The sequence below is a fragment of the Marinobacterium arenosum genome (genome assembly GCF_019795155.1).
Lineage (GTDB): Bacteria > Pseudomonadota > Gammaproteobacteria > Pseudomonadales > Balneatricaceae > Marinobacterium_C > Marinobacterium_C arenosum.
The window spans coordinates 50,950-70,691 of the sequence record NZ_JAILYN010000013.1 but is presented as its reverse complement, the minus strand read 5'-3'; the positions used below and the strand labels follow the sequence as shown (position 1 = coordinate 70,691).

Below are 19,742 nucleotides of genomic sequence, written 5' to 3'. Positions count from 1 at the left end.
GTAATTGACATGGCTATGACTGTTCATTGCGATATCGTAAGTGCCGAAGAGGAGATCTTCTCCGGTCTTATCGAATTCGTATCGGTAACAGGTAGCCTGGGTGACCTGGGTATCTACCCGGGTCACGCTCCGCTTCTGACGGAACTGAAACCAGGCCCTGTCGAGCTGCGCAAACAGGGCGGCGAGCAGGATATCTTCTACGTATCCGGTGGCTTCTTCGAAGTTCAGCCGCACAAGATCTCGATCTTGGCAGACACCGCGCTGCGTGCGAAGGACCTCAGCGAAGCCGCTGCTCAGGAAGCGCAGAAGCATGCTGAGCAGGCGATGGCTGACAAGAGCAGCGAGCTGGATTACTCCCGCGCTGCCGCTCAGCTGGCCGAAGCAACCGCTCAGCTGCGCACCCTGCAGCAGATTCGCAAGAAGCTTGGTCGCTGATTGCGAACTCGACTTACGACTAAAAAGGCAGCCTCAGGGCTGCCTTTTTTCTTAGTAGCCAGTGTTAAGTTGCTAGTTAACAGTGGCCATTAGCGAGCCTACCTGGCTAACATTCACCGATGCGCACCACTGTAGGGTTGGCTCCGGCCGGGCAGGTTCAGCCGACCAGGAGCCTGTAGGGCTCCATTTGGATTTAGTTCCCGACTGTACAGAAAACGGCGCCTACCACCTTGCTGCGGCCCGCACAGAGCTTCTGTAATCTCAAAACTGTTCACTCAATACTCTTAACGGTTAACTCAACCCTCATAACAACCCCCAGAGCGTATCGAACACGATCTGCTGGGCGGCGGCCACTTCGGCCGAATCGATCACCACCGCGGTGGGGTAGTTCTCCGATGCCAGCGAGATGATCGCCACTTTCGGCGGATAGATGGCGATATAGGCGGCGTCCACCGGCCCGTCGGTGCGGATCCACTTACGCTGCGACAGCTTGGCTTCCTCGCCGCCTTCGCCGATGGCGATCACCCTGACCTGGATGCCGCGCTGAACCCGCTGCACGGTGTAGTTCGGGAAGGGGCGGTACAGGTGCGGGCGGATCGGTTTGGACGAAAATACGCTGTATTCGAGCTGTTCGCCGGCCGCCACCGTATTGAGCAGGTCACGCAGTACCCACTCGATGCCGTCATCACCCTCGTAAAACTGCACATTGGCGGCGCTGAAGTCCGGCTTCAGGTGGTGCAGCTCGGGAATCACCCGGCTGCGCAGCTGCTCCATGGCATGGTCCAGGTTGCGGCGCCGTTCCTCGGCCAGGTCCAGCAAGACCTCCGGCTCGCGGGCCGAGAAGTAGCGCCGCTTGCCCTTCGGCAGGTAGGCGACGATCCCTTTCTGCTGCATTCCCTTCAGGCAGTCGTAGGTGGTGCCGCGGTTGATATCCGCTTTGTCGGCAATGGCGCGGATCGCGCTGGGGCCCAGTTCCAGCAATGCTCGGTAGATGCGGATCTCGCGCTCGCTGAGATCCAGCTGAGCCAGTATTTGCTCGTGCATTTTGTCAATTTTTCTCTGACAAACCCTGTTCGTTTCGAGTCTAGCTTAGGGTAAAGTGCAGGCCAATATCGCCGGCTTACAACCGTTCACTTTGGCCGGCACCGAAGAATTGGAGATACGATGTCTGTCGATGTGGTCATCCTCGCTGCCGGTCAGGGCAGCCGTATGAAATCCGCGCTGCCGAAGGTGCTGCACCGGGTCGGCGGCAAGCCGATGGTTCAGCATGTGATCGACCGGGCCAGCCAGCTGGACAATGCCAAACTGCACGTGGTGATCGGCCATGGCGCCGACCAGCTGCGTGAGGCATTGGCCGGTCAGCCGCTGACATTTGCCCTGCAGCAGCAGCAACTGGGGACCGGTCACGCGGTGGCCCAGGCGATGCCGGCAGTAGGTGAGGGGGTGGTACTGGTGTTGTACGGTGATGTGCCGCTGACCGAACAGCAGACCATGCAGCAGCTGGTCAATATCGCCGCCCAGGGCAAATTGGGCCTGCTGACCGTCGAACTGGCCGATCCGACCGGCTACGGCCGCATCATCCGCAATGAACGGCAGCAGGTGGTGGCGATCATCGAGCAGAAGGATGCCAGCGAGGCGCAGCGCGCGGTCCGTGAAGTGAACACCGGCATCCTGGCGCTGCCGGCCAAAGCGCTGGCCGAGTGGCTGCCGCAGTTGTCGGCGGAGAATGCCCAGGGCGAGTACTACCTGACCGATATCATCGCCATGGCGGCCGGCCAGGGGATGCCGATCGAGGCGATCCAGCCGGGCTGTGAGCAGGAGGTGCAGGGGGTCAACAACCGGCTGCAACTGGCCACCCTGGAACGCTGGTACCAGCAGCAGCAGGCTGAACAGCTGATGCTTGGTGGCGTCACCCTGGCCGATCCGGCCCGCATCGACCTGCGTGGCGAGATCGAGCACGGCCAGGATATCTGCATCGATATCAACGTGGTGCTGGAAGGGCGGGTGAAGATCGGCAACAACGTGCTAATCGAGTCGAACTGCGTGATCCGTGACTCCGAGATCGCCGACGGCGCCCATATCAAGGCCAACTCCCACCTTGAGCAGGCACAGGTCGGCGCCGGCTGCGAAGTGGGCCCTTACGCGCGCTTGCGGCCCGGTACCGAACTGGCCGACAAGGCCAAGATCGGCAACTTCGTCGAAACCAAGAAAGCCCGGATCGGCCCGGGTTCCAAGGTCAACCACCTGAGCTATGTCGGCGACAGCCTGATCGGCCAGGGGGTTAACATCGGTGCCGGCACCATCACCTGCAACTACGATGGCGTCAACAAGTTCCGCACCGAGATCGGCGACGGCGCCTTCATCGGCTCCAACAGTTCGCTGGTCGCGCCCGTGCAGATCGGCGCCGGTGCCACCGTGGCGGCCGGCTCGACGGTCACCAAAGCGGTGGCCGACGACGAACTGGCGGTCGCCCGTGGCAAACAGCGCAATATCAGCAGCTGGCAGAAGCCGCGTAAGGCCTGATTCAGCAAGGTTTTTTCAATATTTACGACGGTTACAGCCGCTGCGCTTGATGCAGGCGGCCCTGACAACGGTAGCAGACTATGTGTGGAATTGTAGGTGCGGTCGGCCAACGGCCGGTGATGGAGATCCTGCTGGAAGGCCTGCGTCGGCTGGAGTATCGCGGCTACGACTCGGCCGGGGTGGCGCTCTGGAATGGTGAGCAACTGCAGCGGCTGCGTCGCGCCGGCAAGGTGCAGGCGTTGAGCGATGCCGCCGCCGAACAGCCGCTCGCTGGCGGTCTGGGTATCGCCCACACCCGCTGGGCGACCCACGGCAAGCCGACCGAAGGCAATGCCCATCCGCATATGTCCGGCGAGCGGCTGGCGGTGGTGCATAACGGCATCATCGAGAACTTCGAGCCGCTGAAAGCGCAGTTGCAGGCGGAAGGTTATCCGTTCAGCTCCGACACCGATACCGAGGTGATCGCCCACCTGCTGGCCCGCGAACTGGCCCGTCAGCCGCAGCATGACCTGGTGGCGGCGGTCGCCGCGGTAACCGGCCAGCTGGAAGGGGCGTTCGCGCTGGGCGTGATCAGCGCCGACCAGCCGGATCAATTGGTGGCGGCACGTAAAGGCAGCCCGCTGGTGATCGGCGTCGGCCTGGGCGGCGAAAACTTCATCGCCTCGGACCAGCTGGCACTGCTGCAGGTCACCGACCGCTTCATGTTCCTGGCGGAGGGCGATATCGCCCGGCTGACCTGTGACGCGATCCAGGTCTGGAACGCTGCTGGTGAGCCGGTTGAACATCCGGTGGTGCAGTACGAGCACGGTACCAGCGCGGCCGACAAAGGCACCTTCAAGCACTACATGCTGAAGGAGATCTACGAGCAGCCGGAGGTGGTCAAGGCCACGTTGGCTGGCCGAACCAGCAACGGTCGGTTGCTGGAGCAGGCATTCGGTGCTGAAGCCGGTGCGATCTTCGATCAGGTGCGCCAGGTCCAGATCGTCGCCTGCGGTACCAGCTACCATGCCGGCTTGATCGCCAAATACTGGCTCGAGGAGCTGGTCGGCATCCCCTGTATGGTCGAGGTGGCCAGCGAATTCCGCTACCGCAAGGTGGTGCTGCCGCAGGGAACCCTGCTGCTGACCATCTCCCAGTCCGGCGAAACCGCCGATACCTTGGCGGCGCTACGTGAAGTGAAGGAGCGGGTGCTGGCCAGCCTGGCGATCTGTAACGTACCGGGCAGCTCGCTGGTGCGCGAATCCGACCTGAGCCTGATGACCAATGCCGGTCCGGAGATCGGTGTCGCCTCCACCAAGGCGTTCACCACCCAGTTGGTGGCACTGCTGCTGACCACCCTGGCACTGGGCCGCCGCCACGGCCTGGCCGAGGCCGATGAACAGCGTATCGTCACCGACCTGCAGCAGCTGCCGCAACTGTTGCAGCAGGCGCTGGAGCTGGACCCGGCGATCCGGCAGATGGCGCAGGCGTTTGCCGAGAAGCAGCACGCGTTGTTCCTCGGCCGCGGCACCCTCTACCCGGTGGCGATGGAGGGGGCGCTGAAGCTGAAGGAGATCTCCTATATCCACGCCGAGTCCTACCCGGCCGGCGAGCTGAAACATGGCCCGCTGGCGTTGGTCGACAAGGAGATGCCGGTGGTCACCGTGGCGCCGCGCAACGACATGCTCGACAAGCTGAAGGCCAACCTGCAGGAGGTGCGCGCCCGCGGCGGCGAACTGTTCGTATTTGCCGGTTGCGCCCAGGAGGTCAAGCCGGAGAGCGGCGTGCAGGTACTGGAAGTGCCGCAGGTCAGCAGCGAACTGGAACCGATCCTCTATACCTTGCCGCTGCAATTGCTGTCCTACCATGTGGCAGTACTGAAAGGCACCGACGTCGACCAGCCGCGTAACCTGGCCAAGTCGGTTACCGTCGAGTAAGCGCTTCTTTTGTCAATCACGCCCCGCTGGAGTGAAGGCCTGCTTTCATGCCAGTGAGGTTGTGGAATGAAAATATAGTCTCATCCTGAAATTAGAAGAAAGCCGCCAAGATTGGCGGCTTTTTATTCAACTGGGCGCGAACTCAACTCCGAGGTGCGACATTCTCCTGTGCTGCCTGACGGTATTCTTTAAATGCCACTTTGGGCTGCCTGAACCCGAGACCTTTACGAGGACTCAGGTTTAATCGCTTCTCCTCCACCGGCGGCGGTTTTTCGTAGCTCTGACCACTTCTCAGTCCAGAATTCTATTCCTGTCACCGACCTGCTCGGGCGATAGTCTGCAGCCGTCCACACGGCTGACGCATCAGGTCATAGATACACCTTACCAAGACCGTATTAGCCTGATACGGAGCCTTTTTGTTATGGATATCCGGGTATTGTAAGCGGCGTGAGAAGCGTTCATGGGGGGCTATTGGTGATAATAAGTGATCCGCTGCATTGCACATCTTGCCTTGTCTATTAGTTTTAGGGACCGGAAAACACTCTTGGCGGCTTCTATACGTCCCTAGACGTCGAAGGGGAATGTACGTTTTTTGTGCGGCACTATTGACTGTCTGCGCCGCTAAATTCGGGTCCCCTTCGCTATCTGCACGGAATAGCGAGTATTTGATGACTAAAAAGCCCAAGATCCTGGCGGTGGATGATGAACCGGAAAATCTGAAGCTGCTGCACAGTATCCTGGACGGCAACCGCTACGAGGTGAGCTTTGCGCGGGGTGGTCAGGAGGCGATCCAGCGCCTCGAGCAGCAAACCTTCGACTTGGTACTGCTCGATATCATGATGCCCCAGGTAGACGGATTTAAGGTCTTGAAGCGCTTGCGGATGTGGGATTGCGGCTGGCGAACCCGGGTGGTGATGCTGTCGGCTTTGGACGGGATGGAAGACAAACTGCGGGCGTTCGAGCTGGGTGCGGTGGGCTTCATCGGTAAGCCGTTCCACCGCGAGGAGTTACTGGCCCGGATCGAAGCGCGCCTGTCGCAGCCGACCCCGCTGGGAACGGTGGCGGTCGGAGCCCCAAATGTCGCTGATCGATGAGGCGATCCAGGTGGTCTAGGGCCATCCGGACAACGCCCGCCGCAAGCTTGGCCGGTCGACCGCCAGCTGCGTCAGCTGTTGCTCTATTCCCGGCCGAAGGGAGTTGTCACTGCGCCGGACATGTATAGAAAACATGAATATTTATATGTATCTATCGAGACATGCATAGTTTTTCGGAAAATATATACATGTTCCATCGATATGTATAGATTTTCCCTGAATCTAGACAGGAATCGAGACCGGACATGACCACCCATCCTATCCCCAGACTGCCGCTTGGCAACATTGCTGAACTGGAGACGCGCTCTGTTCTGAAGAAGACGGCAGAGGCACACCGTTATCTGGCCGAGCTGAAAGGCGTTGCGGCCACCATCCCGAATGAAGCCATACTGATCAATACCCTGAGTTTGCAGGAGGCAAAGGACAGCTCCGAGATTGAGAACATCGTGACCACCCACGATGCGCTCTATAAGGCCAACCTATTGACGGAAGCGGCAGTCGAACCCGCTGCGAAGGAGGTGCAGGACTATGCCTATGCCCTGCGGCAGGGATTTGCTGTGGTGCGTCAGCAGAAACTGATCCGCCTGAACGACATTCTGACCGTACAGCAGCACCTTGAACACAACCGGGCCGGCCTGCGTCGACTCCCGGGTACAGATCTGAAAAATGCCCGTACCGGAGAGATCATCTACACACCGCCTCAGCATGCCAAAGAGATAGAGGAGCTGATGGACAATCTGGTGGGGTATATCAACGACGATCGCCTCTGTGATGCAGACCCGCTGGTCAAGATGGCGATTATTCACCACCAGTTCGAGAGCATTCATCCGTTCTATGACGGCAACGGCCGTACCGGACGCATACTGAACCTGCTCTATCTGGTGGCGCAGGGGCTGCTCAACCTGCCGGTGCTCTACCTCAGCCGCTACTTCATCCGCAACAAGGCCGAGTACTACCGCCAGCTACAGCGGGTGCGCGAAACCGGTGAGTGGGAACCCTGGTTCCTTTACATGCTGGATGGGGTGAGCGAAACCGCACAGGCAACCATCACGCTGATCCAGAACATGAAGGCACTCATGCGCCAGTACAAACATCGCATGCGTGAAGAACTGCCGAAAATCTACCGTCAGGAGCTGCTGAACAACCTGTTCAACCACCCCTACACCAAAATCGAGTTTGTCATGGATGATCTGGGCGTCTCGCGTATCACCGCCACCAAGTACCTGGATCAACTGGTCGAACATGGCTTTCTGCTGAAAGCGAAGATCGGTCGCAGCAACTACTACATCAATGAGCCCCTGTGTGCGCTGCTTAGCGAGCAGGCCTGATATAGGTCGGCTCGTTCGTCGAACGAGCCAGGTCCGTATGCTGACGATTTGGATTGGTGGAAACGCACGGCGCAAACCAGGGACCGCATAGGGTTTCAAATCATCGGCCACTAACCGCAATGGGGTGAAGGATCATCTGTTGCCTGACTGTTAATAATGTCCCTGATCCTGGCCGAGCTGCCGTCCTCGCCCCTCGTGCTTTTACCTCGCAATACGCTCAGCATCAGGGGGACGCCTGAGCGGCGCGTCCAGACCGGCAGCTTCTGCCGGTTGATGCTATTCATAAGAGTACCCCCGGTTTCTTCGCTGAGTTGTCTCGGAGCGTACGGATCTCTGTTTGCCGATCGATCCGAGCAGCGTAACGGGGCGGGTCAAAGGCCGTCGAGGAACTGACAATGCCCGATCTGCATATCCTGACCGCCCTCAACATGGGTATCGATACCCATGACGAGCCGGTGGTGTATATGCGCGAAGACTGTGATATCTGCCGCGCCGAAGGGTTCGAGTCGAGCTCGCGGCTGACCGTCGGTTACCAGGGCCGGCGCCTGATCGCCACACTGAACGTGGTCGCCCCGTCCGTGCTGCCGCCCGGCCATATCGGCCTGTCGCGCATCGCCTGGCGCAGCCTGCACCTGCTGGACAGTGACCGGGTCAGCGTCGGTCACGCGCCGCTGGTGGCGTCGATGAGCGCGGTGCGCAAGAAACTCTACGGGCATCGGCTCGATGCCGTTGAAATCCACGCCATCATCGCCGATATCAGCAGCTACCAATACAGCGATATCGAGATTGCCAGCTTTATCAGCGCCTGTGTCGGCGAACGGCTGAGCCTGGTTGAGATCATCTCGCTGACCCGGGCGATGGTGGAGTGCGGCGAACGGCTGCAATGGCCCGGCCACGAACGCATCTACGACAAGCATTGCATCGGCGGGGTGCCGGGCAACCGGACCACCCCGCTGGTGGTGGCGATCGCCAGCGCCGCCGGCCTGGTGATGCCGAAAACCTCCTCCCGCGCGATCACCTCGCCGGCCGGTACCGCCGATACCCTGGAAACCCTGACCCGGGTCGATCTGAGCCTGGCGGAGATGCAGCAGGTGGTCAACCAGGCCGGCGCCTGCCTGGCCTGGGGCGGGCGGGTCAACCTGAGTCCGGCCGATGATCTGATGATCCGTATCGAGCGGGCGCTGGACCTGGATGGCGAAGGTCAGCTGATCGCCTCGGTGATCTCCAAGAAGGTCGCCGCCGGCTCAACTCATGTGCTGATCGATATCCCGGTCGGACAGACCGCCAAGGTGCGCAGTCAGGCCGATGGCGAGTGGTTGGCCGAGCAGTTCCGCGAGGTGGGTCAGGCGCTGGGGATCGAGCTGCGCTGCCTGCTGACCAATGGCAGTCAGCCGGTCGGTCGCGGTATCGGTCCGGTGGAGGAGGCGCGTGATGTGCTGGCGGTGCTGCGCGGAAACCTGCAGGCGCCGCAGGACCTGCGCGAACGGGCACTGCTGCTGGCGGCCGAGTTGATCGACATGGCCGATGGCCAGGGGGTGGCAACGGCCTACCGGCAGGCGGCGGAGATTCTGGATTCGGGCCGCGCCTGGGGGCAGTTCCAGCGGATCGCCGAGGCCCAGGGCGGCTTGAAGCCGTTGCCGCAGGCCAGCTACCAGGAAACTGTCAATGCGTGCCGTAGTGGGATCCTGCAGGCGATCGACAACCGCCGGCTGGCCCGGCTGGCGAAACTGGCCGGGGCGCCGGGCGATACCGTTGCCGGCCTGCGGCTGCATCTCAAGGTTGGCGATGTCGCCCGGGCCGGGGCACCACTGTTCACCCTGTTTGCCGAAAGCCCCGGTGAACGGGACTACGCATTGGATTACTACCGTAACAATCGCGATATCTTTACCGTCGGTGAGGCGAGTTTATGAGCGTGCATCGTGCCGGACCGTTATGGCCGAGGAGGTAGCAATGAAAATAATCTTCCTGGGCGGCACCCAGACGGTGACCGGTTCCAAGTACCTGGTGCATAGCGGCGATACCCGGGTGTTGGTGGATTGCGGTCTGTTCCAGGGCTATAAGTGGCTGCGCGAACGTAACTGGCAGCCGCTGCCGTTGGATATCGATCAGCTGGATGCGGTGGTACTGACCCATGCCCACCTGGACCATTCCGGTTATATCCCGCTGCTGTACAGCAAAGGCTATCGGGGGCCGGTGTACTGCCACCCCGCCACCGAGGCGCTCTGTGGCATCCTGCTGCCGGACAGCGGTCACCTGCAGGAGGAGGATGCCCGTTTCTACGCCCGTCATCGACTCGGCAAGCATGCCCACCCGGAGCCTCTGTACGATCGGCAGACGGCGGAGCGTTGCCTGGAGCTGTTCCAGCCGATCCGTTTCGAGCAGCCGGTCGAAGTTGGCAGTCTGCGCTTCCACCTGCAGCCTGCCGGCCATATTCTTGGCGCCGGCAGCGTGATTCTGCAGGGTGAGGGTAAAACAGTCGGTTTCTCCGGCGATGTCGGCCGGCCCGATGATCTGTTTATGCACCCACCGCAGCCGCTGCCGGCACTGGACCTGCTGTTGCTGGAATCGACCTACGGCGATCGCCGTCACACCGACACCGATCCCTTTGAGCAGCTGGCCGGGGTGGTTAGCGAAACGGTCGCCAAGGGCGGCATCGTGCTGATACCCAGTTTCGCCGTCGGTCGCGCTCAGTTGTTGCAGCATATGCTGGCGACGCTGATGGAGCAGGGGCGGATACCGCAACTGCCTGTCTATCTCGACAGCCCGATGGCGATCGATGTATCCGATATCTACTGCCGGTATAACAAATACCTGCGGCTGAACCGGGAGCAGAGCCGCCGGATGTACCAGGCGGTCAGCTACGTCGACAGTGTCGACCAGTCCAAGGCGCTCGAGCAGCTGAACTATCCGCATATCATCATCGCCGGCAGTGGCATGGTGACCGGCGGGCGGATCCTGCACCATATGAAGCGGCTGTTGCCGGATCACCGCACCACGGTATTGCTGACCGGCTACCAGGCCGGTGGTACCCGGGGGGCGAAGATGCTGCAGGGGGTAGAAAGCGTCAGGATCCATGGTGAGTGGGTGGAGTGCCGTGCCCGGGTCGAGATGCTGGATGGCTTGTCCGGCCATGCGGATCACCTGCAGATCGGGCAGTGGCTGCAGGGCTCGGCGCTGCCGGATGACTGTGCCATCCAGCTGATCCATGGTGACCCCGATGCGCTGGAGGCACAGCGCGACTTTCTGCGCCGGACGACCCGCTACCGGGTAGAGGTGGCCGGCTATCGCCATATCCTGACCCTGTAAGGAGCCGATGTGATGAAATTAGAAACCCTGAGCGATGTGCTTCAGTGGACCGGCGAGTTTCACCGCCAGCTGGCGCAGCACCTGATGTCGGGTGCCAAGGTGCGGCAGGATATCAAGGTGCAGTGGCTGCTGGAGTACCTGGCGGCGCATGAACGCCTGCTGCAACACATGTTGCTTGGTTTCCAGCAGCAGGCCAGTACCAATGCGTTGAATACCTGGTGCTGCGAATACCTGGACAAGCAGCCGATCCAGCTGATCCTGGCGCTGGAGTTCAGCAAAATGAGCAGTGACCAGATCGTTGCCGAGGTGCTGACCCAGCATGAGCGGCTGATCGGCCTGTATCGCTACCTGCTGGGCAAGGCGGATACCGAATCGACGCGTGAACTGCTCGGCCAGCTGCTGGAGTTGGAGCGGCACGAGGCGATGCGGATGGCGCGCGATGCCGGCCGGCTGGATGAGCTCTGAGCTGCCTTTGTTATGGTTCTTCGCCGATTAGCGGGAAACATCTACCTCAGCTGAACAAGCGCCGCGTGGTCCGGCAATCCGGCGATAAAATCCGGCAATGAGTATGGGGTTTATATCCCGGACATGCTTCACAACCGTGCGGCTAATCGTTTCGGACCCTGTTTAGCGCTAGGATAGAGACTCTATTCAGCCGTAAAGGGGCCGGGAATGAACGCTTCGGTGAACAGTTTTGCCATAAACTTCATCGCTGCATTTGGTGGTGTGGTTTTGTTGCTGGTGGTATCGCTGCTGGTGGTGGCTGTTGTGCTCTATCAGGCCGACAAGCACCAGACGGTACATACCATCCGCCGTAACTACCCGCTGATCGGACGTTTTCGTTATCTTTTCGAGCATATTGGCGAGTTCTTCCGGCAGTATTTTTTCGCGATGGACCGCGAAGAGATGCCGTTCAACCGTGCTCAGCGCAGCTGGGTGTACCGGGCCTGCAAGAATATCGACAACACCGTCGCGTTCGGCTCCAGCCGCGATCTGCGCATACCCGGTACCTACTACTTCCTGAACTGCCCGTTCCCAACCCTCGAGGAGGATGCCGCCAGCAGCCAGCCGATGCGGATCGGCCCCTACTGCCGTGAGCCCTATGATGCGCCCTCTTTCTTCAATATTTCCGGTATGAGCTACGGCGCACTGTCCCGGCCGGCGGTCCAGGCGCTGTCCCGCGGTGCCCGCAAGGCGGGCTGCTGGATGAATACCGGTGAGGGCGGGCTGTCGCCCCATCACCTGGAGGGCGGCTGTGACATCGTCTACCAGATCGGCACCGCCAAGTACGGTGTACGTGACGAGCATGGGCTGCTCAGTGACGAAAAGTTGCGTGAAAAAGCGGCCATCCCGCAGGTCAGGATGTTCGAACTGAAGCTCAGCCAGGGGGCGAAGCCGGGCAAGGGCGGGATCCTGCCGGCCGGCAAGGTCACCGAAGAGATTGCGCTGATCCGGAGTATTCCGGTGGGCCAGGCGTCGATCAGCCCGAACCGCCACCCCGATATCGGCTCAATCGATGATCTGCTCGACCGGCTCAATCATATCCGCGAAGTGACCGGCAAGCCGGTCGGCTTCAAGCTGGTACTGGGCTCGGTGGCTTGGCTGGACGAGTTCTGTCGGGCGGTGGACGCCCGCGGCCGGGAGCAGGCACCGGACTTTATCACCCTGGACAGTTCCGATGGCGGAACCGGCGCGGCACCGATGCCGCTGATTGACAGTGTCGGCCTGCCGCTGCGCGAAAGCCTGCCGCTGCTGGTCAACAAGCTGGTGGAGCACGAGCTGCGCGACCGGATCCGGGTGATCGCGTCCGGCAAGCTGATCAACCCGACCGATGTGGCGGCGGCGATCTGTCTGGGGGCGGACTTCGTCGTGACGGCGCGTGGCTTCATGTTCTCGCTCGGCTGCATCCAGGCGATGCAGTGCAACCGCAATACCTGCCCGACCGGGGTGACCACTCATAATCCGGAACTGCAGCGTGGCCTGGTGCCGGAGGTCAAGGCCGACCGGGTGGCCCACTATCACCACAACCTGGTGCATGAAGTGGAGATGATCGCCCACGCCTGCGGTGTGGCCGAACCCCGACAGCTGCGCCGCCAGCATGCGGCAATGGTGGTCGAAGGGGGCCGAGCGATACCGCTGGATATCCTCTATCCGGAGATGTAGCGGGGCGGGCATGCCGGTAGCCGACGACCGGCTTTGCCGTAGTAGTTCAGTGCCAAGCCCGGCAGGCTGCTAGATATCGTCGAACCAGAGATCGTCGTTGACGTTGCGGGCCAGTTCCTTCTCCTCGCGATGGCGCTCAATGGCACGGCGGGCTTCCAGGGAACGGCGGGTAGCACGTTTTTTCTGTTCGATCTTCTCCTGATCCTCATAGCCGATCAGTACGTCGAAGACTTCATTCGGCAGGGTGCCGGTGGTGTCTGTCAGGGTTTTCCGTATCTGCATAATACTAGCTCCTTTACAGCCGCGTCGACGGGACCTGCTGAGCCAGTAGCGGTCTCAGCGGGGCTTGAGAGACAGCGTTATTAAGCTTTTATCGTATTGTTGGTCAATATTCAACCAGATTTGAACCTGCCGATAGAGTACGGGCGGGCCATTGCAGAACGGTGAAGCCGTTGCTTCAGAGGGATGACAATCGTTGCCGGTGGGTGAAACGGTTATTTGCCGGCCGGCGGCATGCGGCGTACCGGCAGGCGCTTGTCGTTCTGGCGCAACGAGCGCAGGCTGCGCTTGATGGTCTTGAGGTGGTCCAGCAGGCCCGGCCCCAGACGCATCGCCACGCCGACCGCCAGCACGTCGATCACCACCAGGTGCAGTACCCGCGAGGACATCAGGGTGCTGAGGTCTTTATCCTCCTCGACATCGATATGGATCGGGATGGTGGCCAGCTCGGCCAGCGGGGTGTTGCTTGGACAGAGCGAAATCACTGCGGCGCCGGTATCGCGGACCAGCTTGACGGTATGCAGCAGATCCTTGGTGCGGCCGGTCTGCGAGATCGCGACCACCACATCGCCCTCACCCAGGGTGACTGCCGAGATGGTCTGCATATGGGGGTCGGAATAAGCGGTGGCGGAGACCTTGAGACGGAAGAACTTGTGCTGGGCGTCATCGCAGACCGGCGCGGAGGCGCCGAAGCCGTAGAATTCCACCCGGTTGGCGATCGCCAGCGCGCTGATGGCGTCTTCCAGCGAGTTGGCATCCAGCTGGTCGCGGATCGTGATCAGGTTGCCGATCATCGAGTCGAAGATCTTCTGCTTGAACTCGGTGACGGTATCCTGGCTGTTCAGCGAGAACTGCTCGAAGTTGGCGTTGCTGGCCAGCCCCTGTGCCAGGGTCAGCTTGAAATCCTGGAAACCGTCGTAGTGCAGCGCGCGACAGAAGCGCACCACGGTCGGTTCGCTGACGTTGGCTTCCGATGCCAGGTCGACGATCCGCATATGGATCACCTCGTCAGGTTTCGACAGCACGTAATCGGCGACCTTCTGCTCCGACTTACGCAGCTTGGGGCGTGCGTCAGCGATGGACTTCAGCAAATTGAAGGAATTCAAGACGGCTCTCTCACCTGACCGGGTTGACCGCATAAAGTATACCAATGTTATGTAGCCAAACTACAGCCACAGCCTGAAATCCCGTCATGCCAGCGGTAATCGGTCGGCAAATGGTGGAAAAACCTGCCCTGACCGATATTGAACATGCAATACATTTACCTCTAAATGGCAAATTGCGGCCCCGATAGGGCCATGCTATTTTCTGTCATTCATTGCCATGATCAAGGGAGCGAACACGTGAAACGTCGTCAATTTCTACAGGGCGCAGGTGCGGCTACGCTGGCAGCGGGTGCGCTGGCGTCCGGCACCGCTCAGGCGGCCCCGGAATTCAAATGGAAGATGGTTACCACCTGGCCGAAGAATTTCCCCGGCCTGGGAACTGGTGCGAACAACCTGGCCAAGCTGATCAATGAGATGAGCGGTGGCCGCATTCAGGTGAAAGTGTACGGCGCCAAAGAACTGGTGGGTGCCCTGGAGATCTTCGATGCTGTTTCACGCGGTACCGCGGAAATGGGTCATGGCGCGTCCTACTACTGGAAGGGCAAGAGCCGCGCGGCTCAGTTCTTCGCGGCGGTGCCGTTCGGTCTGACCGCCCAGGAGATGAACTCCTGGCTGTACCACGGCGGTGGTATGGAGCTGTGGGAAGAGGTCTATGCAGAGTTCGGCCTGGTGCCGGGCGCAGCCGGCAACACCGGCGTGCAGATGGGCGGCTGGTTCAACAAAGAGATCAACAGCGTGGCCGACCTGGAAGGCCTGAAAATGCGTATCCCGGGCCTCGGCGGTGAAGTGCTGAAGCGTGCCGGCGGTACCCCGGTGCTGCTGCCGGGCGGTGAGATCTTCCCGTCGCTGCAGTCCGGTGCGATCGACGCCACCGAGTGGGTGGGTCCGTACAACGACCTGGCGTTCGGCCTGCACAAGGCGGCCAAGTACTACTACTATCCGGGCTGGCACGAGCCGGGCACTACGCTGGAGTGCTTCATGAACAAGGAAGCTTTCGAAGCGCTGCCGAAAGACCTGCAGGTAGTGGTACGCAACGCGATCCGCGTCGCCAACCAGGATATGCTGGCCGACTTCACCGCCAAGAACAACCAGGCGCTGGAACAGCTGGTCAACGAGCACGGCGTCGAGCTGCGCCAGTTCCCGGACGAGGTACTGAAGAAGATCAAGGTATTGTCCGACGCGGTGGTCCGTGAAGAAGCGGACAAGGATCCGATGACCAAGAAGGTGTTCGACTCCTTCGTCAAGTTCCGCGACCAGGCGGTTAAGTGGCACGGAGTCTCCGAGCAGGCCTACCTGAACGCCCGTACCCTGTCCTGATCTCAATAACGGGAAACAATAAAAAAGCAGGCTTGATGCCTAGTGCCGATCAATTAAGCTCATTGAGCCGTTGACTATGCGAAAGAAAATCCGGAATCCTCGGTCGAGATTCCGGATTTTTTATGTCCTTTCGGGAGCTTTTCGATAGCTGCAGGCTATAAACGGCGCCACTGGCAGGGTCCGCAGGTGTCGCCCTCGGAGCGGGCTGCTACGGCAGGGCCCTGTAGGGCGCCACCCGGGGCGCCACCGCCGCAGGCGGTTGAAAATGCCTGTCGGCGTTTGGCCGGCCAGACCTGCCCGGCCGGGTCCGGCCCTACATGGCGTGGTGAAGAACCCGCAGGAGCGCCAGCCACAAGGGCTATAAAAGGCTGTTGTGGCACGAAACCCGCTACTTGTAGCAGCGGGCTCCGACCGCGACAGGGTTGGCGCAATCCGCGGGTGTCACCTCCGGTTTAGCCGTAAACCAGGGTCGGTAGCCAGGTGGCCATTGCCGGCCAGTAGGCCAGCGCGGCCAGTGCCAGCAACTGGATGAAGATGAACGGCATTACCCCGCGGTAGATCTGGCCGGTGGTGACGGTGGCCGGTGCCACGCCGCGCAGGTAGAACAGCGCGAAGCCGAACGGCGGCGTCAGGAACGAGGTCTGCAGGTTCAATGCGAACATGATCCCCAGCCAGATCGGATCCAGCCCCATCGACAGCAGAATCGGCGCAACGATCGGTACCACCACGAAGGTGATCTCGATAAAGTCGAGGAAGAAGCCGAGCAGGAAGATCACCAGCATCACCAGCGCCATGGCGCCGAACACCCCGCCGGGCAGGCCGGTCAGGAACTCACGTACCAGGTCGTCGCCGCCGTAACCACGGAACACCAACGAGAAGATCGACGCGCCGACCAGGATGATGAATACCATCGAGCTGACCTGGGTGGTGGAGCGCATCACTTCGCGCAGGATGGTCAGGTTCAGGCTACGTTTAAACAGCGCCAGTACCATCGCGCCGACGGCGCCCACCGAGGCCGCTTCGGTCGGTGTGGCCAGGCCGGCCAGGATCGAACCCAGTACCAGCACGATCAGCAGTACCGGTGGCAGCAACGCCTTCATGATGCGGCCCGGCAGGTTGTCCATCGCCGCGCGCTCTTCGGCCGGAATCGCCGGTACGCTGTCCGGCGAGGCGATCGCTTTGTACACCAGGTAGAACACGTAGGCCAGTACCAGCAGCAGGCCGGGCAGCAATGCGCCGAGGAACAGGTCGCCGACGGTCACGGTATCCGGCGAGAAGATGCCACGGTCCAGCTGGCTTTGCTGATAGGCGGAGGAGATCACGTCGCCTAGCAGTACCAGTACGATCGACGGCGGGATGATCTGGCCCAGGGTGCCGGAGGCGCAGATGGTGCCGGCGGCGACCCTGGCATCGTAGCCGCGTCGCAGCATGGTCGGCAGCGACAGCAGCCCCATGGTCACCACGGTGGCGCCGACGATACCGGTACTGGCGGCCAGCAGCATGCCGACCAGGGTCACCGAGATACCCAGGCCACCCCGCATCGGGCCGAATAGCACCGCCATGGTGTCGAGCAACTCCTCGGCGATCTTCGACTTCTCCAGCATCACCCCCATGAACACGAACAAAGGTACTGCGATCAGCACCTCGTTGTTCATGATGCCGAACAGCCGGTTGGGGATCGCTTCCAGGAATACCGGCTCGAAGGTGCCGGTCAGCGTGCCGATGGCGGCGAACAGCAGGCCGGTACCGGCCAGCGAGAAGGCGACCGAATAGCCCAGCAGCAGCACGAAAACCGCTACAACGAACAACAGTAGTGGCAGCAGCTCGATCATAGTGCGTGTTCCTCATCCGGTTTGAGCAGGTGACCCTGGCCGGTCAGTACCAGGAAATTGCGAATCAGTTCCGCAATCCCCTGCAGGATCATCAGTGCCGGCATCAGCAGCAGGCTGGTTTTCAGCAGGTAACGGTACTCCAGGCCGCCGGCTTCCTGTGAACCCTCCAGCAGCGACCAGGAGGTGGCTACGTACTCCCAGGAGATATAGAAGATGAAGCCGGTCACCGGCAGCAACAGCCCCAGGGTGCCGATAATATTGATGATTGCTTGGTTTCGCTCGGTCATCGGCCGGTAGAAGATATCCACCCGCACGTGGCCGTCATGTTTCAGGGTGTAGGCTGCGCCTAACAGGAACACGAAACTGTGCATATAGATGACCGATTCCTGCAACGCGATATTGCCGACGTTGAACAGGTAGCGCATCACCACGATGGTGAAGGTGACTAGCACCATCAACAGGGTAAGCCATGAGATCGCATAGCCGCTCCACTCGCTGAGCAGATCCAGCTTATGCATCAGGCTGGAGAGAAAGGTTTGTTGACGCATCCAATGCCTCGCCAATCTGTCTGATATATAAGTTCTTGTTTAGTTTTTTGTTATCGCAAAAAAGTATATCAACATGTCTGATATATAAGTTGGGTTATCGTTATCGCAAAAAAGTATATCAACATTACCCTGACAATAATCGCCTGGCGGGGCAGGTGCTGCAATAACGGCGAAAATGCTTACAATAAGAGCCGATTTCCATTCCTCCCGGAGAACCTTATGTCTGAACTGCCGCAGATCGATCGCCAGCTGAAAGAGCTGAAAGACTGGCAGCTGTGTGCTTTTTGTGCCGCTTTGACCGAGCGCATGTTTCCGAACTATGCCTTGTTCTCCCGGCTGGTGGAATTTGGTGATGCCGCCCGGCTGCGGCTGATTCTCGATGGTGTCTGGGACCACCTGGCCAATACCGGCGCCAAGATGAATTTCGAGGTGCAGTTGGATCACGTCGAGGACAATATGCCGGACCTGGAAGAGTTCCCGATGTACGGCGCTTCACCGGCGTTGGATGCCGCGGTGGCTCTGTTCGAGACGCTGAACTGCATGATCTCCGCCGACCTGGAAGAGGCCAGCGGGATTGCCAACCTGTCGCGTGAATGCGTGGCGACCTTCATCGAGGTCACCGAAAGCGACGACCAGCTGTCCGACGAGGAGCTGATCAAGCTGATCAACACCCATGAGTTGATGGAGATCGAGGACGCTTTCCAGCAGGCGGTGCTTGATCAGCTCAAGGCGCTGAAGAACCCGAATCGGGCGGCGATCACTGCGTTGCGCGAACTGGCGGCCAACGGCGGGATTTCCAACATCGGCATCAGCGACGACAACTGATGCTGCGTATTGGCCTTCTGCTACTGATCGTGCCCGGCCTGCTGATGATGGCCGGCTACCTGTACGAGCAGTCGCTGGTGGACGCCTGTCTCGACAGCGGCGGCTCGTTCGATTTCCACCAGGGGGAATGCGACCTGCAACAGCAGCACGAATTCGTACCCTATATGATTCGTCACCCGCTGTTGGTCAACGGTGGCATGTTGCTGTCGGTGGTCGGTCTGTTCTGCTGTCTGTACGGGCTTTACGTCCGTGCGCCGCGCTAAAAGGATATTGCGATGAAAGCCTGGAAACTGATACTGGCAGCATTGCTGCTGCTGGCCCTGTTGATCGGCTGGCAGGGGCCGAAATGGCTGCAGGCATGGAACGCCGAGCGTGCCGAGGAAGCGCAGTTGTTCATCAAGCAGGGGAGTGAGTACGGCAGCCAGCATAATCAGCAGGCCTGTCTCGACCGGGCGCTGACCAAGCTGACCCAGCAAGATTGTGACGGCAATACCTGCACCATCAACCAGGGGCTGTTCCTGAAAGCCTGCCTGGCGGTCGCCGAGCCCAGCGCCACGTTCTGCGAAGGGGTGCCGCCCTATCGGCTGAAGCCGTTGGAGGACGAGAGCGAGTGGGCGCGGTTCTTCTGCAGCGATCGCGAGATCAGCCACGATGGCTGCCGCTTCCTGTTGCGCCGCCAGCAGTATTTCTGCAGCGACGGCGTGGCGGCCGATGCGGCAAGCGCCGAAGGTAAATGACCTTTTGAGACGTGGCGACTGCCTGTAGGGCCGGACCTGGCCGGCCAAACTTTCAACCGCCTGCGGCGGTGGCGCCCCGGGTGGCACCCTACAGGAGCTTGCCGTAGCAGCCCACTCCGTGGGCGACTGGAACCTTGCCACGAAGCCTGAAACTGTCGCGGTCGGAGCCCGCTGCTGCGGGGCTCCGGCGTGGCCGCTCGCTTTTTATGTCCTTGGATGCCCTGGTTCCGAAGCCGGTGTTGGGGGATGGTCGCGGATGAATCGCCTACAAGGGGCAGATGCTTGGTAGCAGCCCACTCCGTGGGCGACCGGAACCTTGCCTGAAGCCTGAAA

The 19,742-nt window shown here is 60.6% G+C and carries 18 protein-coding genes; 13 read left to right on the top strand and 5 right to left on the bottom strand.

Annotated elements, in window-relative coordinates:
- Positions 1–9: 9 nt before the first annotated feature.
- Positions 10–435 (top strand): F0F1 ATP synthase subunit epsilon, encoded by a 426-nt coding sequence (locus K6T12_RS08125; RefSeq protein ID WP_222221283.1) that lies wholly within the window; start codon positions 10–12, stop codon positions 433–435.
- Positions 436–738: 303 nt separating this feature from the next.
- On the opposite strand, the gene K6T12_RS08120 is transcribed toward K6T12_RS08125, so the two are convergent.
- Positions 739–1,479, bottom strand: a complete 741-nt coding sequence (locus K6T12_RS08120; protein ID WP_222221281.1) for a TrmB family transcriptional regulator — start codon at positions 1,477–1,479, stop codon at positions 739–741.
- Positions 1,480–1,599: 120 nt separating this feature from the next.
- On the opposite strand from K6T12_RS08120, the gene glmU reads away from it, so the two are divergent.
- From glmU to K6T12_RS08080, 8 genes are all read left to right on the top strand, one after another.
- A complete protein-coding gene (gene glmU, locus K6T12_RS08115) occupies positions 1,600–2,958 on the top strand; it encodes a bifunctional UDP-N-acetylglucosamine diphosphorylase/glucosamine-1-phosphate N-acetyltransferase GlmU (protein ID WP_222221278.1) in 1,359 nt (452 codons plus the stop codon).
- Positions 2,959–3,038: 80 nt separating this feature from the next.
- Complete coding sequence (glmS, locus tag K6T12_RS08110; RefSeq protein ID WP_222221276.1) at positions 3,039–4,874, top strand: glutamine--fructose-6-phosphate transaminase (isomerizing); 1,836 nt, start codon at positions 3,039–3,041, stop codon at positions 4,872–4,874.
- Positions 4,875–5,542: 668 nt separating this feature from the next.
- On the top strand, positions 5,543–5,968 hold the full coding sequence (locus K6T12_RS08105; RefSeq protein ID WP_222221274.1) for a response regulator: 426 nt from the start codon (positions 5,543–5,545) through the stop codon (positions 5,966–5,968).
- A 245-nt stretch (positions 5,969–6,213) separates the two neighbouring features.
- Positions 6,214–7,296: a Fic family protein gene (locus K6T12_RS08100; protein ID WP_222221272.1), complete on the top strand. Its 1,083-nt coding sequence runs from the start codon at positions 6,214–6,216 to the stop codon at positions 7,294–7,296.
- Positions 7,297–7,691: 395 nt separating this feature from the next.
- Positions 7,692–9,206 carry a thymidine phosphorylase family protein gene (locus tag K6T12_RS08095; protein WP_222221270.1) on the top strand — a complete coding sequence of 505 codons (1,515 nt, stop codon included), beginning with the start codon at positions 7,692–7,694 and terminating at the stop codon, positions 9,204–9,206.
- 40 nt (positions 9,207–9,246) lie between these two features.
- Positions 9,247–10,602, top strand: coding sequence for an MBL fold metallo-hydrolase (locus tag K6T12_RS08090; protein WP_222221268.1), 1,356 nt, complete (start codon positions 9,247–9,249; stop codon positions 10,600–10,602).
- A gap of 12 nt (positions 10,603–10,614) precedes the next feature.
- Positions 10,615–11,067, top strand: a complete 453-nt coding sequence (locus K6T12_RS08085) for an ATPase (protein WP_222221266.1) — start codon at positions 10,615–10,617, stop codon at positions 11,065–11,067.
- Positions 11,068–11,274: 207 nt separating this feature from the next.
- Positions 11,275–12,765 (top strand): FMN-binding glutamate synthase family protein, encoded by a 1,491-nt coding sequence (locus K6T12_RS08080; protein ID WP_222221264.1) that lies wholly within the window; start codon positions 11,275–11,277, stop codon positions 12,763–12,765.
- Between the two features lie 69 nt (positions 12,766–12,834).
- Here K6T12_RS08080 and K6T12_RS08075 read toward each other — a convergent pair whose 3' ends face one another.
- Both K6T12_RS08075 and hexR read right to left on the bottom strand, forming a co-directional pair.
- On the bottom strand, positions 12,835–13,047 hold the full coding sequence (locus tag K6T12_RS08075; RefSeq protein WP_222221262.1) for a PA3496 family putative envelope integrity protein: 213 nt from the start codon (positions 13,045–13,047) through the stop codon (positions 12,835–12,837).
- A gap of 212 nt (positions 13,048–13,259) precedes the next feature.
- A complete protein-coding gene (hexR, locus tag K6T12_RS08070; protein ID WP_222221261.1) occupies positions 13,260–14,150 on the bottom strand; it encodes a transcriptional regulator HexR in 891 nt (296 codons plus the stop codon).
- Between the two features lie 237 nt (positions 14,151–14,387).
- On the opposite strand from hexR, the gene K6T12_RS08065 reads away from it, so the two are divergent.
- Positions 14,388–15,467: a TRAP transporter substrate-binding protein gene (locus K6T12_RS08065; RefSeq protein ID WP_315853580.1), complete on the top strand. Its 1,080-nt coding sequence runs from the start codon at positions 14,388–14,390 to the stop codon at positions 15,465–15,467.
- Between the two features lie 452 nt (positions 15,468–15,919).
- Here the strand turns inward: K6T12_RS08065 and K6T12_RS08060 are convergent, their stop codons facing one another.
- Positions 15,920–17,299, bottom strand: a complete 1,380-nt coding sequence (locus K6T12_RS08060; protein ID WP_222221257.1) for a TRAP transporter large permease — start codon at positions 17,297–17,299, stop codon at positions 15,920–15,922.
- Positions 17,296–17,847: a TRAP transporter small permease subunit gene (locus tag K6T12_RS08055; protein WP_255611627.1), complete on the bottom strand. Its 552-nt coding sequence runs from the start codon at positions 17,845–17,847 to the stop codon at positions 17,296–17,298. Before K6T12_RS08055 ends, K6T12_RS08060 begins: the two co-directional genes overlap by 4 nt.
- A gap of 219 nt (positions 17,848–18,066) precedes the next feature.
- Here K6T12_RS08055 and K6T12_RS08050 point away from each other — a divergent pair, with 219 nt between their 5' ends.
- The 3 genes from K6T12_RS08050 to K6T12_RS08040 are packed head-to-tail and all read left to right on the top strand — an operon-like array spanning position 18,067 to position 19,409.
- A complete protein-coding gene (locus K6T12_RS08050) occupies positions 18,067–18,672 on the top strand; it encodes a YjaG family protein (protein ID WP_222221255.1) in 606 nt (201 codons plus the stop codon).
- Entirely contained in the window at positions 18,672–18,935 is a 264-nt protein-coding gene (locus K6T12_RS08045) for a hypothetical protein (RefSeq protein WP_222221253.1), read from the top strand. The genes K6T12_RS08050 and K6T12_RS08045 overlap by 1 nt, the downstream gene beginning before the upstream one ends.
- A gap of 12 nt (positions 18,936–18,947) precedes the next feature.
- Complete coding sequence (locus tag K6T12_RS08040) at positions 18,948–19,409, top strand: hypothetical protein (RefSeq protein WP_222221251.1); 462 nt, start codon at positions 18,948–18,950, stop codon at positions 19,407–19,409.
- The last annotated feature ends 333 nt before the right edge of the window (positions 19,410–19,742 follow it).

What these genes read in the sequence shown, in the direction of transcription:
- K6T12_RS08090 (WP_222221268.1), top strand. Translation starts at nt 9,247, where the DNA reads ATGAAAATAATCTTCCTGGGCGGCACCCAGACGGTGACCGGTTCCAAG.
- K6T12_RS08050 (WP_222221255.1), top strand. Translation starts at nt 18,067, where the DNA reads ATGTCTGAACTGCCGCAGATCGATCGCCAGCTGAAAGAGCTGAAAGAC.
- K6T12_RS08105 (WP_222221274.1), top strand. Translation starts at nt 5,543, where the DNA reads ATGACTAAAAAGCCCAAGATCCTGGCGGTGGATGATGAACCGGAAAAT.
- glmU (WP_222221278.1), top strand. Translation starts at nt 1,600, where the DNA reads ATGTCTGTCGATGTGGTCATCCTCGCTGCCGGTCAGGGCAGCCGTATG.
- glmS (WP_222221276.1), top strand. Translation starts at nt 3,039, where the DNA reads ATGTGTGGAATTGTAGGTGCGGTCGGCCAACGGCCGGTGATGGAGATC.
- K6T12_RS08095 (WP_222221270.1), top strand. Translation starts at nt 7,692, where the DNA reads ATGCCCGATCTGCATATCCTGACCGCCCTCAACATGGGTATCGATACC.
- K6T12_RS08075 (WP_222221262.1), bottom strand. Translation starts at nt 13,047, where the DNA reads ATGCAGATACGGAAAACCCTGACAGACACCACCGGCACCCTGCCGAAT.
- K6T12_RS08080 (WP_222221264.1), top strand. Translation starts at nt 11,275, where the DNA reads ATGAACGCTTCGGTGAACAGTTTTGCCATAAACTTCATCGCTGCATTT.
- K6T12_RS08045 (WP_222221253.1), top strand. Translation starts at nt 18,672, where the DNA reads ATGCTGCGTATTGGCCTTCTGCTACTGATCGTGCCCGGCCTGCTGATG.
- K6T12_RS08040 (WP_222221251.1), top strand. Translation starts at nt 18,948, where the DNA reads ATGAAAGCCTGGAAACTGATACTGGCAGCATTGCTGCTGCTGGCCCTG.
- K6T12_RS08120 (WP_222221281.1), bottom strand. Translation starts at nt 1,479, where the DNA reads ATGCACGAGCAAATACTGGCTCAGCTGGATCTCAGCGAGCGCGAGATC.
- K6T12_RS08085 (WP_222221266.1), top strand. Translation starts at nt 10,615, where the DNA reads ATGAAATTAGAAACCCTGAGCGATGTGCTTCAGTGGACCGGCGAGTTT.
- K6T12_RS08100 (WP_222221272.1), top strand. Translation starts at nt 6,214, where the DNA reads ATGACCACCCATCCTATCCCCAGACTGCCGCTTGGCAACATTGCTGAA.
- K6T12_RS08125 (WP_222221283.1), top strand. Translation starts at nt 10, where the DNA reads ATGGCTATGACTGTTCATTGCGATATCGTAAGTGCCGAAGAGGAGATC.
- K6T12_RS08055 (WP_255611627.1), bottom strand. Translation starts at nt 17,847, where the DNA reads ATGCGTCAACAAACCTTTCTCTCCAGCCTGATGCATAAGCTGGATCTG.
- K6T12_RS08060 (WP_222221257.1), bottom strand. Translation starts at nt 17,299, where the DNA reads ATGATCGAGCTGCTGCCACTACTGTTGTTCGTTGTAGCGGTTTTCGTG.